16 protein-coding genes are annotated in these 12,849 nt (G+C 60.2%); 10 read left to right on the plus strand and 6 right to left on the minus strand.

Translation table 11 applies throughout. The annotated features are described in order from the left end of the window. Nucleotides 1–67 precede the first annotated feature (67 nt). Together hisD and hisC are read left to right on the plus strand one after the other, a co-directional pair. On the plus strand, nt 68–1,384 hold the full coding sequence (gene hisD / locus BT204_RS13150; RefSeq protein ID WP_054919317.1) for a histidinol dehydrogenase: 1,317 nt from the start codon (nt 68–70) through the stop codon (nt 1,382–1,384). A 3-nt stretch (nt 1,385–1,387) separates the two neighbouring features. Further along, complete coding sequence (gene hisC, locus BT204_RS13155; protein ID WP_054919315.1) at nt 1,388–2,440, plus strand: histidinol-phosphate transaminase; 1,053 nt, start codon at nt 1,388–1,390, stop codon at nt 2,438–2,440. A 127-nt stretch (nt 2,441–2,567) separates the two neighbouring features. Here the strand turns inward: hisC and BT204_RS13160 are convergent, their stop codons facing one another. Together BT204_RS13160 and upp are read right to left on the minus strand one after the other, a co-directional pair. Next, complete coding sequence (locus tag BT204_RS13160; RefSeq protein WP_072447093.1) at nt 2,568–3,842, minus strand: uracil-xanthine permease family protein; 1,275 nt, start codon at nt 3,840–3,842, stop codon at nt 2,568–2,570. A gap of 2 nt (nt 3,843–3,844) precedes the next feature. Then, entirely contained in the window at nt 3,845–4,483 is a 639-nt protein-coding gene (gene upp / locus BT204_RS13165; protein WP_003188608.1) for a uracil phosphoribosyltransferase, read from the minus strand. Nucleotides 4,484–4,647: 164 nt separating this feature from the next. Here upp and BT204_RS13170 point away from each other — a divergent pair, with 164 nt between their 5' ends. From BT204_RS13170 to BT204_RS13180, 3 genes are all read left to right on the plus strand, one after another. After that, nucleotides 4,648–5,205 carry a hypoxanthine-guanine phosphoribosyltransferase gene (locus tag BT204_RS13170; protein ID WP_003188610.1) on the plus strand — a complete coding sequence of 186 codons (558 nt, stop codon included), beginning with the start codon at nt 4,648–4,650 and terminating at the stop codon, nt 5,203–5,205. Nucleotides 5,206–5,208: 3 nt separating this feature from the next. Continuing rightward, a complete protein-coding gene (locus BT204_RS13175) occupies nt 5,209–5,676 on the plus strand; it encodes a WbuC family cupin fold metalloprotein (protein ID WP_034126318.1) in 468 nt (155 codons plus the stop codon). Between the two features lie 211 nt (nt 5,677–5,887). Then, nucleotides 5,888–6,175 (plus strand): PA4642 family protein, encoded by a 288-nt coding sequence (locus BT204_RS13180; RefSeq protein WP_003188614.1) that lies wholly within the window; start codon nt 5,888–5,890, stop codon nt 6,173–6,175. 98 nt (nt 6,176–6,273) lie between these two features. Here BT204_RS13180 and mqo read toward each other — a convergent pair whose 3' ends face one another. Both mqo and BT204_RS13190 read right to left on the minus strand, forming a co-directional pair. Beyond that, complete coding sequence (mqo, locus tag BT204_RS13185; protein WP_034126319.1) at nt 6,274–7,812, minus strand: malate dehydrogenase (quinone); 1,539 nt, start codon at nt 7,810–7,812, stop codon at nt 6,274–6,276. A gap of 727 nt (nt 7,813–8,539) precedes the next feature. Further along, entirely contained in the window at nt 8,540–8,773 is a 234-nt protein-coding gene (locus BT204_RS13190; RefSeq protein WP_072447095.1) for a hypothetical protein, read from the minus strand. 183 nt (nt 8,774–8,956) lie between these two features. Between BT204_RS13190 and BT204_RS13195 the strand changes: the two genes are divergently transcribed. Continuing rightward, nucleotides 8,957–9,541 (plus strand): YajG family lipoprotein, encoded by a 585-nt coding sequence (locus tag BT204_RS13195; RefSeq protein ID WP_034126321.1) that lies wholly within the window; start codon nt 8,957–8,959, stop codon nt 9,539–9,541. A 60-nt stretch (nt 9,542–9,601) separates the two neighbouring features. Here BT204_RS13195 and BT204_RS13200 read toward each other — a convergent pair whose 3' ends face one another. Next, complete coding sequence (locus BT204_RS13200) at nt 9,602–9,811, minus strand: hypothetical protein (RefSeq protein ID WP_003188620.1); 210 nt, start codon at nt 9,809–9,811, stop codon at nt 9,602–9,604. A 182-nt stretch (nt 9,812–9,993) separates the two neighbouring features. Here BT204_RS13200 and BT204_RS13205 point away from each other — a divergent pair, with 182 nt between their 5' ends. After that, nucleotides 9,994–10,251, plus strand: coding sequence for a hypothetical protein (locus BT204_RS13205; protein WP_034126322.1), 258 nt, complete (start codon nt 9,994–9,996; stop codon nt 10,249–10,251). Between the two features lie 165 nt (nt 10,252–10,416). On the opposite strand, the gene BT204_RS13210 is transcribed toward BT204_RS13205, so the two are convergent. Next, nucleotides 10,417–11,580 carry a 1-acyl-sn-glycerol-3-phosphate acyltransferase gene (locus tag BT204_RS13210; protein ID WP_175550969.1) on the minus strand — a complete coding sequence of 388 codons (1,164 nt, stop codon included), beginning with the start codon at nt 11,578–11,580 and terminating at the stop codon, nt 10,417–10,419. 132 nt (nt 11,581–11,712) lie between these two features. On the opposite strand from BT204_RS13210, the gene BT204_RS13215 reads away from it, so the two are divergent. Genes BT204_RS13215 through BT204_RS13225 form a run of 3 tightly spaced genes read left to right on the plus strand, consistent with a single transcriptional unit; the run spans nt 11,713 to nt 12,845 of the window. Next, nucleotides 11,713–11,895, plus strand: coding sequence for a CPXCG motif-containing cysteine-rich protein (locus tag BT204_RS13215; RefSeq protein ID WP_034126324.1), 183 nt, complete (start codon nt 11,713–11,715; stop codon nt 11,893–11,895). Between the two features lie 32 nt (nt 11,896–11,927). Beyond that, a complete protein-coding gene (locus tag BT204_RS13220; protein ID WP_032893538.1) occupies nt 11,928–12,188 on the plus strand; it encodes a putative signal transducing protein in 261 nt (86 codons plus the stop codon). A 36-nt stretch (nt 12,189–12,224) separates the two neighbouring features. Further along, nucleotides 12,225–12,845, plus strand: coding sequence for an SOS response-associated peptidase (locus tag BT204_RS13225; protein WP_034126325.1), 621 nt, complete (start codon nt 12,225–12,227; stop codon nt 12,843–12,845). Nucleotides 12,846–12,849: the final 4 nt, after the last annotated feature.

Below are 12,849 nucleotides of genomic sequence, written 5' to 3' on the forward strand. Positions count from 1 at the left end.
GCCCAAGCGGAAACGACTGCTAGTTTAGGGCGCCTGAGTTTTTGCCAATTCTATTGAGGCCCTCGCTATGACCACGTCCACTGCAATTGCCCGACTCAACGCTGCCGACCCGGATTTCGCCCATCATCTGGATCATCTGCTGAGCTGGGAAAGCGTGTCCGACGACTCGGTCAACCAGCGGGTGCTCGACATCATCAAGGCCGTGCGTGAGCGCGGTGATGCAGCGCTGGTGGACTTCACCCGCCAGTTCGACGGCCTGGACGTGCAGTCCATGGCTGACCTGATCCTGCCGCGTGAACGCCTGGAGCTGGCGCTGACGCGCATCACCGCACCGCAGCGCGAAGCCCTCGAAGTCGCTGCGGCGCGGGTACGCAGCTATCACGAAAAGCAGAAGCAGGACTCCTGGAGCTACACCGAGGCCGACGGCACTGTGCTGGGCCAGAAGGTCACGCCACTGGACCGCGCCGGTCTGTACGTGCCGGGCGGTAAGGCGTCGTATCCATCGTCGGTGTTGATGAATGCGATCCCGGCCAAAGTCGCAGGTGTGACCGAAGTGGTCATGGTGGTGCCGACCCCGCGTGGCGAAATCAACGAGCTGGTGCTGGCTGCCGCCTGCATCGCCGGTGTGGACCGTGTGTTCACCATCGGTGGCGCCCAGGCCGTCGCAGCGCTGGCTTATGGCACCGAAAGCGTGCCGAAGGTCGACAAAGTGGTCGGCCCCGGCAATATCTACGTCGCCACCGCCAAACGCCATGTGTTCGGCCAGGTCGGTATCGACATGATTGCCGGTCCTTCCGAAATCCTCGTGGTGTGTGACGGCCAGACCGACCCGGACTGGATCGCCATGGACCTGTTCTCCCAGGCGGAGCACGATGAAGACGCCCAGGCGATCCTGGTCAGCCCCGATGCCGAGTTCCTCGACAAGGTCGCCGCCAGCATCAATAAGCTGCTGCCGACCATGGAGCGTGCCGAGATCATCGAGAAGTCGATCAACGGCCGTGGTGCGCTGATTCTGGTGCGTGACATGGAGCAGGCCATTGAAGTGGCCAATCGCATCGCACCGGAGCACCTTGAGCTGTCCGTAGCGGACCCACAGGCCTGGTTGCCATCGATCCGTCACGCTGGGGCGATCTTCATGGGCCGTCACACCAGCGAAGCCCTGGGCGACTATTGCGCCGGCCCCAATCACGTGTTGCCAACCTCCGGCACTGCGCGTTTCTCGTCGCCGCTGGGGGTGTACGACTTCCAGAAGCGCTCGTCGATTATCTTCTGCTCGCCACAAGGCGCTTCCGAACTGGGCAAGACCGCCTCGGTGCTGGCCCGTGGTGAATCCCTCAGCGCGCACGCACGCAGCGCTGAATACCGCATCGTCAAGGGAGAGTAAGGCATGAGCAAATTCTGGAGCCCTTTCGTCAAAGACCTGGTGCCTTACGTACCCGGTGAGCAACCGAAGCTGACCAAGCTGGTCAAGCTCAACACCAACGAAAACCCCTACGGCCCATCGCCCAAGGCGCTGGCGGCAATGCAGGCCGAGTTGAACGACAACTTGCGCCTGTACCCGGACCCCAACAGCGACCTGCTCAAGCAGGCCGTGGCCAGGTATTACGGGATCGATGCCGGCAAGGTGTTCCTCGGCAACGGTTCCGACGAAGTCTTGGCGCACATCTTCCATGGTCTGTTCCAGCACGATCTGCCGCTGCTGTTCCCGGACATCAGCTACAGCTTCTACCCGGTGTACTGCGGCCTGTACGGCATCACGTTCGACGCGGTGCCACTGGACGAACAGTTCCAGATTCGGGCCACTGACTATGCCAGGCCCAACGGCGGGATCATCTTCCCCAACCCTAACGCGCCCACCGGCTGCGTACTGGCGCTGGACGCGGTGGAGCAGATCCTCAAGGCCAGCCCGGATTCGGTGGTGGTGGTCGATGAAGCCTATATCGACTTCGGCGGCGAAACTGCCATCAGCCTGGTAGACCGTTACCCGAACCTGCTGGTGACCCAGACCCTGTCCAAATCGCGCTCACTGGCCGGTTTGCGTGTGGGCCTGGCCGTGGGCCACCCAGACCTGATCGAAGCGCTGGAGCGGGTCAAGAACAGCTTCAACTCCTACCCGTTGGATCGGTTGGCGATTGTTGGCGCGGCGGCCGCGTTTGACGACCGTGAATATTTCGAGAAAACCTGTCAGTGGGTGATCGACAGCCGCAACCAGGTCGTCGCGCAATTGCAGGGCAAGGGGTTTGAGGTATTGCCGTCGGCAGCGAACTTCATCTTTGCGCGTCACCCGCGGCATGACGCTGCAGGGCTTGCCGCCAAGTTGCGTGAGCAAGGGGTGATCGTGCGGCACTTCAAGCAGGAGCGGATTGCTCAGTTCTTGCGCATCAGCATCGGGACGCCGGAGCAGAACCAGGCGCTGATCGACGGGCTCGGCGAGCTCTGACAGACGCTGAAAATCAAACGTGGGAGCTGGCTTGCCTTCGATGACGGTGTAACAGTCGACCTATCTGTCGTTTGATACACCGTCATCGCAGGCAAGCCAGCTCCCACACTGATTTGCGTTTAGTCAGTTACAGCAGCGGCTCATCCGGCTTCTTGTTCTTCCAGCCATCATTGCCCGGCAGCAACAAATTCAAACCAATCGCCACCACCGCACACAGGGCGATGCCCTTGAGGCCGAAATCATCCGGGCCGGTGCCGGTACCGACCAGCACACCGCCAATCCCGAACACCAGCGTTACCGACACAATCACCAGGTTGCGCGCCTCGCCCAGGTCGATCTTGTGGCGAATCAGCGTGTTCATCCCCACCGCGGCAATCGAGCCGAACAGCAGGCACAGAATCCCGCCCATCACCGGCACCGGGATACTCTGCAGCAGTGCGCCGAACTTGCCGATGAATGCCAGGCTGATGGCAAACACTGCCGCCCAGGTCATGATTTTCGGGTTGTAGTTCTTGGTCAGCATCACGGCGCCGGTCACTTCGGCGTAGGTGGTGTTTGGCGGGCCGCCAAACATGCCGGCAGCCGTGGTGGCGATACCGTCACCCAGCAGCGTGCGATGCAGGCCAGGCTTTTTCAGGTAATCGCGGCCGGTCACGCTGCCTATCGCAATCACACCACCGATATGCTCGATCGCCGGGGCCAGTGCTACCGGGACGATAAACAGGATGGCCTGCCAGTTGAACTCCGGCGCGGTGAAGTGGGGCAGGGCGAACCACGGCGCAGCGGCGATTTTCGCCGTGTCGACCACACCAAAGTAGAACGACATGGCAAAACCCACCAGCACCCCGGAAATGATCGGCACCAGGCGGAAAATGCCCTTGCCGAACACCGCCACGATCAAGGTGGTGAGCAGCGCTGGCATCGAAATCAGCATCGCCGTCTGGTAGTGGATCAGCTCTGCACCGTCGCCGGACTTGCCCATGGCCATGTTGGCGGCAATCGGCGCCATGGCCAGGCCGATCGAGATGATCACCGGGCCGATCACCACGGGCGGCAGCAGCCGGTCGATAAAACCGGTGCCCTTGACCTTCACGGCCAAGCCCAGGAACGTATAGACGAAACCTGCTGCCATCACCCCGCCCATGGTCGCTGCGAGGCCGAACTGGCCCTTGGCGAGAATGATCGGGGTGATGAACGCGAAGCTCGATGCCAAAAATACCGGCACCTGCCGCCCTGTCACCACCTGGAATAGCAACGTGCCAAGGCCTGCGGTAAACAGCGCGACGTTTGGATCAAGACCTGTGATCAGCGGCATCAACACCAACGCGCCAAATGCTACGAAGAGCATTTGTGCGCCAGACAGGATCTGGCGCCAAAGCGGGTCGTTGAATTCATCCTGCATGTTCACGCGTCCTTCTGCTTGGTGCCGAAGATCTTGTCACCGGCATCGCCCAGGCCCGGGATGATGTAGCCGTGTTCATTCAGGCGCTCATCGATGGATGCGGTGTAGATCTGTACATCCGGATGGGCCTTCTCGACGGCGGCGATGCCTTCGGGCGCGGCCACCAGCACCATGGCACGGATGTCCCGGCAACCGGCTTTTTTCAGCAGGTCGATGGTGGCTACCATGGAACTGCCGGTGGCGAGCATCGGGTCGATGATCATGGCCAGGCGCTCGTTGATTTCCGGGACGAGTTTTTCCAGGTAGGTGTGGGCCTGCAGCGTTTCTTCATTGCGGGCCACGCCCACGGCGCTGACCTTGGCGCCCGGAATCAGGCTGAGCACACCTTCAAGCATGCCGATACCGGCGCGCAGGATCGGTACCACGGTAATTTTCTTACCGGCGATTTTCTCCACTTGTACGGGACCGGCCCAACCGGGGATCTCGTAGGTTTCCAGGGGCAAATCCTTGGTGGCTTCGTAAGTGAGCAACGCTCCGACTTCCTGAGCAAGCTCACGGAAGTTCTTCGTGCTAATGTCGGCACGGCGCATAAGGCCGAGTTTGTGTCGGATCAGCGGGTGGCGGATCTCGCGAGTGGGCATAGGAAAGGCTCCGGCGGCGGGCAAAAAAACCGGCCTAGATTAATCTATCCGAGGGTGTTGTCCTATAGACATCAAGTACGTTAGTCCATAAAGGCTTGATTGGAGCGCACGAGAAGCGTACCTTCGCCCGCTTTTCTTGCCACAGCACCCCCTTGGAGAGCGCCATGTCTGCTGATCTCGAGCATATCCGTCAAATCATGCACGAGGCTGACTGCCTGTACACCGAAGCGCAAGTCGAAGCAGCGATCGCCAAGGTCGGCGCGCACATTACTCGTGAAATGGCCGACACCAACCCGGTGGTCTTCTGCGTGATGAACGGTGGCCTGATCTTCGCCGGCAAATTGCTGACTCACCTGCAGTTCCCATTGGAAGCCTCTTACCTGCATGCCACCCGCTATCGCAATGAAACCAGCGGCGGCGACTTGTTCTGGAAGGCCAAGCCGGAAGTGTCTTTCATCGACCGTGATGTGCTGATCATCGATGACATTCTCGATGAGGGTCACACCCTGGGTGCGATCATCGACTTCTGCAAACATGCCGGTGCGCGCAAAGTGCACACCGCCGTACTGATCGATAAAGACCACGACCGCAAGGCTCGTCCTGAGCTCAAAGCCGATTTCGTCGGGTTGCCGTGCGTTGACCGTTATATCTTCGGGTATGGCATGGACTACAAGGGCTACTGGCGTAACGCCAATGGCATCTACGCCGTTAAAGGGATGTAATCGATGGCTCGCTTTCTTGATCAGACCTTATTTGCAGAGTTGGCCGAGAAAGCGGGCGATAGCCCCCGTGGCCGATACCACCATAATTTCCACCAGATGGAGGAGCCGTGTCATCGCCTCGCGGTGGCGCTGCAGCCGAGTACCTATGTGCCGCCTCATCGGCACCTGAGCGCCGACAAGGCCGAGACTTTGCTGGTGCTTCAGGGGCGCCTCGGTCTGCTGATATTCACCGATGCGGGTGAAGTGATCGCCAAACGCGTGATGCAGGCGGGTGGCGAGTGCGCAGGCGTCGATCTGCCACCGGGAGTGTTTCATGGCCTGGTGGTGCTGGAGCCTGACACGGTGATGTTCGAATGCAAGGCCGGGCCTTATCGACCGGTGGGTGAGGGCGAACTGGCTGATTGGGCACCGCGAGAAGGTGATGCAGGTGTGGCTGACTACCAGCGCTGGATGCTTGCTCAGTTCGACTGAACACTGACATCCAAATGTGGGCGTCTGTAGGAGCGAGCTTGCTCGCGAAAAACGTCAACGATAACGCGTGCTTCCTGAATAAACGCGGCGCCTTTGAGCTTTTCACGAGCAAGCTCGCTCCTACAGGTATTAGGGCGAGCCCCCTCCCACATCCGGCGTCGCGCAGGTAGACTTCAAACCCCGTGTAAATGTCTGCAGGCTGGAGTCGGTAATGCGTAAAGATAAGAAACAGGTGATTGGCGACGAAATCGGTGACGACCAGATCAAGTTGTTCCTGGACTTCGAGCCGGTTGATGCGACGTCGCCGTCCCTGCACAAACTGATCAAGGCCTATCGCGGCCTGCGTATCGACGACTTCGAGCGTTTCCTGGGCTTTTTCAAAGAAGCAGGCCTGGACCTGGACGGCAAGGACGAGCATGGCCAGACCTTCGTCGACCTGATCAAGGACCAGCGCAACGCCGCCGAGTACATCGAACTGATCGACAACGCCCGCGGCTGATTGTCCGAGCAAAAAAAACGCCCCGGCTTTAGAGTCCGGGGCGTTTTGCTTTTAACGGTAGGAGCGAGCTTGCTCGCGAAGAACCTGAGAGCGGCGCCTTAATCCACTTGCGCCGCGTTATCGTTGACGTTTTTCGCGAGCGAGCTCGCTCCTACAGGTTCCACCAGCTCCAGGCTGATGTTGTTCTGCGTGTTGATCTTGCGATACAGCTCGGCGTCCGTCTCCAGCACTTTCTCGCGCGCCGGGAAGATCTCGTGCAGCTTGGTGGCCCATTCACCGGCGGCTTTCTGCGGGAAGCAGCGCTCGATCAGCTCCAGCATGATCGAGACGGTGACCGAAGCACCAGGAGACGCGCCCAGCAGCGCCGCAAGCGAACCGTCCTTGGCAGCAACCAGTTCGGTGCCGAACTGCAGCACGCCGCCTTTCTTCGGATCTTTCTTGATTATTTGCACGCGCTGGCCGGCCACTTCCAGGCGCCAGTCTTCGGCTTTCGCCTCGGGGTAGAAGCGACGCAGGGATTCCAGGCGCTGTTCCATGGACTGGCGCACTTCGCTGACCAGGTACTTGGTCAGGTCCATGTTGTCGCGGGCCACGGCCAGCATCGGGCCGATGTTGCCGGCGCGAATCGACATCGGCAGGTCAAGGAACGAGCCGTGTTTGAGGAACTTGGTGGTGAAACCGGCGTATGGCCCGAACAGCAGGGATTTCTTGCCATCCACCACGCGGGTGTCCAGGTGCGGCACGGACATCGGCGGCGAGCCCACGGCAGCCTGGCTGTAGACCTTGGCCTGGTGCTGCTTGACCACTTCCGGGTTGTCGCAACGCAGCCACTGGCCGCTCACCGGGAAGCCGCCGAAGCCTTTGCTCTCTTCGATGCCCGAGGCCTGCAGCAACGGCAGCGCCGCACCGCCAGCGCCGAGGAATACGAACTTGGCATCGACGTCGCGGCTGTTACCGCTGTTCACGTCCTTGATACTCACGGTCCAGCCCGCGCCGTTGCGCTTGAGGCCGGTCACGCGTTTGCAGTACTTGACCTGGGCGTCCGGCGAGCTGGTCAGGTGGCTGAGCAACTGATTGGTCAGGGCGCCAAAGTTGACGTCTGTGCCGTTCATCACACGGGTGGCGGCGATTTTTTCATCGAGCGGGCGGCCCGGCATCATCAGCGGCATCCACTCGGCCATTTCGCTGCGGTCTTCGGTGTAGTGCATGTCCGAAAACGCGTGGTGCTGGCTGAGGGTCTCAAAGCGCTTCTTGAGGAAGGACACGCCTTTGTCGCCCTGCACGAAGCTCAGGTGGGGCACCGGGCTGATGAACGACCTGGACGAGCCAAAGGTGCCCTTCTTGGTCAGGTAAGCCCAGAACTGCTTCGACACCTCGAACTGGGTGTTGATGTGCACGGCTTTCTTGATGTCGATGGAGCCATCGGCGGCCTGCGGCGTGTAGTTCAGCTCACACAGCCCGGCGTGGCCGGTACCGGCGTTGTTCCACGGGTTGGAACTCTCCGCGGCACCCGAATCCATCAGCTCAACGACTTCCAGCGTGAGGCCGGGGTCGAGCTCTTTGAGCAGTACGGCCAGGGTGGCACTCATGATGCCGGCCCCTACCAGTACTACGTCGACTGCTTCGTTATGCGCCATTTAACGCGTCTCCAAAATCTGCAGCACCAAATTGACGGCATGGCTGCCAGGAGTGATGGGGCGGTTCACGTGTTGCCCCAGGTTACCCATGGCCAGGATCGCCATGTCCGATTCGCAATTCTTTGCAACTTCAGCACACGCTTCCTGCCGGGCTAATCTGCCTATGAACGCATTCATGGGCGCCTGTGGCAATTCGACTTATGGTCAAAGCGTGCGATTCGTGCAACCAATCCGTAGCGGACAGGCTCAAGCTCCGGTTTTTGAGGAAGGCTCGATCCTGTGTAATTGGGCTGACCCAGACGCTGATGGTGCTTGTACAAACGCCAAACTATTCATTTGCTCGCCACACTCTTGTGAAGTTGTGAAAACCCGTTTTTTCACGCTCTTTTGAAGACGTGAACCTCAAAAAAGGGCTGCCCCAGCCTGGCACCTGGCCCGTAAACCTCTGCCGACACGCGGCAAAACGGGCAAACAACTCAAGTGGCCGAGCGCAATGGCAGCTCTGGCAGATTCGATAAAAGACGGGGTGGTTTGCAAAGGAAACAGCAAGCACGCCAGCTTCACTCGATCTGTGTGGGCGGCTCTCTGTGGGCGATTTTGGGGCTAATGCCTGGGCATTAACGATGCTGCGAGGCCCGATCAGGAGACGTCCTTATAATCGGGGGGAGATTGTAGCGAAGAACGTCAGTGAAATGGGCGTGTTTTATGACTTTTATTAGGGGGCTGGTCAGGAGGCCAACGCTTGCCGGCGTCGTGGGCGAAAAACCTTTGGGCTGACCCGGGCGCTGGCCGGCAGTGGGCGGTGCATCCAGCCCAGGTGAGTCTCGGTCACTTCCACCCAGCCTTCACCGACGGGCGGCAGGCTGCACTGCTTGAAGGCCAGACAATGACCGTGGGCATCAAGCAGGGCAAAGTGGCGATGACGAACGTGGGACATGAACAGGGTCTTGAGAAGGCGCATGGCGGTGTACCTGGTGTGTTACATGCTTGAAGGTTGCCAGTGTGGCATGACACTGGGGTGACGAATTTATGCGAATTTGTAATTTGCGCAGGGGCTTCAGCCGCCGTTCAGGATCGCTGGTGAGTGGTGCGCGTGCACCGTTATACTGGCGTCCTGTCTGCACCTAGTCCTGGAGAAATGCGTATGTTGCAACGCCTGTTGTTCGGTTTGATCACTGTGACCAGTTTGACCCTTGTCGGCTGCGCCAACAGCCCGCAACAACTCAGCCCGCAACCTAAAGTCACCGCGCAGTTGGCGGCGGTAGGCCACGGCCAGCCGGTATCGGTACGCGTGGTTGACGGTCGCCCGTCGCCAACCCTGGGTTCGCGTGGCGGCCTGTATCCTGAGACCGCGTTGATTTCGGTGAACGGCCAGGATGTGCTGCCCAAGTTGCAGGCCCAGGCTGAAGCCGCTGTGCGTTTGCTGGGCTTTACGCCGACCAACTCGCCAGGCGTGCCGCAACTGACCGTGACCCTGGCCGAGCTGAAATACCAGTCGCCCAAAGACGGCCTGTATGTGACCGAGGCTTCCATCGGCGCTACCTTCAAGTCTGACGTCAGTGCCGGTACCCGCCGCTACAGTGGCCGCTACGCAGCCTCGCTCAACCAGCGGTTCGGCATGTCGCCCAACCAGGAAACCAACACCAAGCTGGTCAGCGACGTGCTCAGTGATGCCTTGACCCGCCTGTTCAAGGACCCAAGCATCGGTCAACTGCTCAGCGCGCAATAAGCCGCTCACAAAAAACCGGGCTCATCGCTGAGCCCGGTTTTTTTGTGCCCGTGGTTTTTGTCATGCGGCCGTATCGACATAAAAGTCCAGCATGCTCACACCGGTGAGCAGATCCAGCTCCGGCAGATCGGCATGCTGGTGCCCGCCGAGGGCGCAATACACCAGCCAATGGCGGTCCTGAACGTTGAACGCGAGACTGCCGATCAGCGCCTCCTGTTCCTCGCTCTGGGCGATCAAATACAGCCGATCCTGGTTTTGCGCATGCAACATGACAAGCTCCTCAAGCGTCGAAGGGCAACAGAGTGGCTTGTTAAGGTGACGTTCAGGTGACGGCGTAAATTACTGGATACATTAGCCGTCAATGGGGAAGGAGCATTAAATGCGCAGGAGGCGACTGTCGTTCAGGTGTGTACCTGGACTGATACCCGAAGACTGATTTACCGAGGTTTGCGATGGCGCTGCCCGCACTGCTCATTAATATTGTTGCCCTGTTGGTTGCCTGCTCGGGCGCCTGGGTGTTGTTCATCACCCGTCTGCATGCACAGCGTGCGATAGCTGACCTGGCCCTGCGCAGCGAAGAGCGCGCTATCGACCAACCGATGCTGTTTCTGGATACACGCACCGAACGGGCGCATCGCCTGGCGTACCGCGTCGGGTTCGCCTGCCTTGGCTTGGCCCTGGCCATCTCCTGGCTCAGCACCCGCTTATAATTCCACTGCGAAACCAAATGTGGGAGCGGGCTTGCCCGCGAAGGCGGTGTATCAGCCACTGAATCTTTAACTGAACCAACGCTATCGCAGGCAAGCCAGCTCCCACACTGGCCATGTACTGCCCGCAGAGTCAGCGCCTGCCACATATCCCCTGTGGGCTCACTATTACAGGGGGATCCCAGCCTTGACTCGGTATTGGTTGCGTACCGGCGTCGCATACTGCACCACCAGATAAGGCCGGTGCTCCGCCGGGCACTCGTTCAAGCGCCGCTCCCATTCCGCCTTCGCCTTGGCCAGCTCATCGGCCGGGAACACGTCCGCCGCCTTGGGCACCTGCAATTGCGCGTCGGCATCACTCCACTGCGCGTACGCCAGGTAGTGCACCGGAAACAAGCGGTAGCCACCGAGGATCTGCCGGTCCATTTCCGCGGCCAGCAGCTTGGTGTCTTCGAAACGCTCGGTGATCGGCGGCGCAAAGTTCACGTGCACTCGGCCTTTATAGCCGGTAATGCCCAAGGCAATGCTCACATCATCCTCTCCCGGTGCCTTGGTGTAGGTGCCGGTGGTGGCGCGGATATACAGCTCGCGGGCCTTGGCGGCATCGCAGGGGTCGTACTCGTAGCTGATGGACACAGGCGTCAGGTTCAACGACTGGATGACCTCGGCAAATGGCTCGTCCTTGCGGCTGACGTGGAACATCTTGAGGATCGCCGATTCGGTACGGTCATCGCCATCCTTGGCCCGGCCTTCAGCCTGGGCAATCCAGATCGACTGGCAGTCGTTGCGGATCGAATGGTTGATGTAGGCCGACAGCAAGTTGTAAGCCGCCATCTTCTCCTTTCGCCCGGTGATCGAACGGTGCACGATGAAGCTCTTGTTCAAGCGCATCAGGTCGCTGACAAACGGCTTTTGCAGCAGGTTGTCGCCGATGGCGATGCGCGGCGTCGGCAGGCCGGCGTGGTACACGGCGTAGTTGACGAAGGCCGGGTCCATCACGATGTCGCGGTGGTTGGCCAGGAACAGGTAGGCGGTGCCGGATTTCAGTTGCTCGACGCCGGTATAGGTCACGCCGTCGGTCGCCCGGTCAATGGTGTGGTCAACGTAGTACTCGACCTTGTCCTGCAGCGTGGCCACGGTGGTGACGCCAGCGAACTCGCGGCGCAGTTTGCGCGCAATCATTGGCTTGAGCAGCCAGCCCAGGGCGCCTGCAAAGCGCGGGAAGCGGAAGTGGGTCAGGATGTCCAGAAAGGCCTTGTCACTGAACAGGCGCGCCAGCACTGCCGGGACTTCGCTGTCGTTGTAAGGTCGGATGGTATCGAATTCGCCCATCATGCTCTCTTGTTAGAAACGGCTAGGGTAAGTAAAAGGAAATGTCAGGGTGCGGTCCGAATAAGGGGCCGGCCAAGAATAGCCCTGTAAATAGACCGGCGATTATACGCACAAGTCACCTAGGAGACTGCGATGCTCGAAACTGCGCTGTACGATTGTCCTTATTGTGGCGAAGCGGTCGAAACGACGGTGGATTTGTCTGGCGGGGACCAGACCTATATAGAAGACTGCCAAGTGTGTTGCCGGCCGATCACGTTCGACCTGCAAGTTCATGGTGAAGAGTGGATGCTTGAAACCCGCAGCGAAAATGAATAATGCGCAGCGGGAACGAATAAAAAGGTACGCCCATGCAGCGAATCTACGAACCGGAAAATCTGATGGAGGGCGAGTTGTTGCAGCAGATGCTTGCCAGTGAAGGTATCGAGGCGCACCTGGTGGGGCGCCATTTGCTCGGCGGCACGGGCGAGTTGCCGATATTCGGCTTGCTGGGGCTGGAGGTCGACAACGACCAGGCCGCCTGCGCCCGCGAACTGATCACCGCCTATATCGGCGCCCAACCCTTGCCCGGCGACGAACCCGACAGCTTCCCTGACGTGTTGGTCTGTTAGGCTGTCGGTCGGTTTACCCAAGAGTCGTGTTGCCCCATGTGTGGACGTTATGCCCTGTTTCGCTGGAACCCTGCCTTTGCTGCCTTGCCCGGCTTCCCCGCCGACCAGCAGGCCCAGTGGAACATCTCCCCGAATGATTCGGTGCTGATCCAGCGCCTGAGCGAGGGCCAACTCACCCTGGCGCGTGCCCGTTGGGGCCTCACACCGCCCTGGCTGACAGACCTGTCGCGCACCCCGGCCCACGCTCGCGCAGAAACCCTGGCCGAACAACCGATGTTTCGTGAAGCCTTCCGCTTGCGCCGTTGCCTGCTGCCCGCCAATGGCTTTTATGAGTGGCGCGGCACCCAGCGCAAGCGCCCGTACTGGCTCACGCCGGGGGAGGGCTCCACGTTGTTCTTTGCCGCAGTATGGGAAGCGTATCCGGTGCAGGAGCAGGTGTGGCTGAGCACGGCGGTGGTTACCCAAGCGGCGCAAAGTCAGCGGCGGCCATTGATCCTGGACGCGGCAGGGCAGGCCGCCTGGCTCGATCCCGAGACTCCGCTGCAGGTGCTACAGGGCCTGCTGGCGGCTGAGCCTGCCGTGCTGCGCGAGCGGGTGCTGGCCAATATGGTCAACGATCCGAAGCTCAATGGGCCGGAATGCCTGACCCCAGCATGAGCTT

This window comes from Pseudomonas sp. NFPP02 (assembly GCF_900119355.1).
In the GTDB taxonomy this organism is placed as follows: domain Bacteria; phylum Pseudomonadota; class Gammaproteobacteria; order Pseudomonadales; family Pseudomonadaceae; genus Aquipseudomonas; species Aquipseudomonas paracarnis.

What these genes read in the sequence shown, in the direction of transcription:
- hisD (WP_054919317.1), top strand. Translation starts at nt 68, where the DNA reads ATGACCACGTCCACTGCAATTGCCCGACTCAACGCTGCCGACCCGGAT.
- hisC (WP_054919315.1), top strand. Translation starts at nt 1,388, where the DNA reads ATGAGCAAATTCTGGAGCCCTTTCGTCAAAGACCTGGTGCCTTACGTA.
- BT204_RS13160 (WP_072447093.1), bottom strand. Translation starts at nt 3,842, where the DNA reads ATGCAGGATGAATTCAACGACCCGCTTTGGCGCCAGATCCTGTCTGGC.
- upp (WP_003188608.1), bottom strand. Translation starts at nt 4,483, where the DNA reads ATGCCCACTCGCGAGATCCGCCACCCGCTGATCCGACACAAACTCGGC.
- BT204_RS13170 (WP_003188610.1), top strand. Translation starts at nt 4,648, where the DNA reads ATGTCTGCTGATCTCGAGCATATCCGTCAAATCATGCACGAGGCTGAC.
- BT204_RS13175 (WP_034126318.1), top strand. Translation starts at nt 5,209, where the DNA reads ATGGCTCGCTTTCTTGATCAGACCTTATTTGCAGAGTTGGCCGAGAAA.
- BT204_RS13180 (WP_003188614.1), top strand. Translation starts at nt 5,888, where the DNA reads ATGCGTAAAGATAAGAAACAGGTGATTGGCGACGAAATCGGTGACGAC.
- mqo (WP_034126319.1), bottom strand. Translation starts at nt 7,812, where the DNA reads ATGGCGCATAACGAAGCAGTCGACGTAGTACTGGTAGGGGCCGGCATC.
- BT204_RS13190 (WP_072447095.1), bottom strand. Translation starts at nt 8,773, where the DNA reads ATGCGCCTTCTCAAGACCCTGTTCATGTCCCACGTTCGTCATCGCCAC.
- BT204_RS13195 (WP_034126321.1), top strand. Translation starts at nt 8,957, where the DNA reads ATGTTGCAACGCCTGTTGTTCGGTTTGATCACTGTGACCAGTTTGACC.
- BT204_RS13200 (WP_003188620.1), bottom strand. Translation starts at nt 9,811, where the DNA reads ATGTTGCATGCGCAAAACCAGGATCGGCTGTATTTGATCGCCCAGAGC.
- BT204_RS13205 (WP_034126322.1), top strand. Translation starts at nt 9,994, where the DNA reads ATGGCGCTGCCCGCACTGCTCATTAATATTGTTGCCCTGTTGGTTGCC.
- BT204_RS13210 (WP_175550969.1), bottom strand. Translation starts at nt 11,580, where the DNA reads ATGGGCGAATTCGATACCATCCGACCTTACAACGACAGCGAAGTCCCG.
- BT204_RS13215 (WP_034126324.1), top strand. Translation starts at nt 11,713, where the DNA reads ATGCTCGAAACTGCGCTGTACGATTGTCCTTATTGTGGCGAAGCGGTC.
- BT204_RS13220 (WP_032893538.1), top strand. Translation starts at nt 11,928, where the DNA reads ATGCAGCGAATCTACGAACCGGAAAATCTGATGGAGGGCGAGTTGTTG.
- BT204_RS13225 (WP_034126325.1), top strand. Translation starts at nt 12,225, where the DNA reads ATGTGTGGACGTTATGCCCTGTTTCGCTGGAACCCTGCCTTTGCTGCC.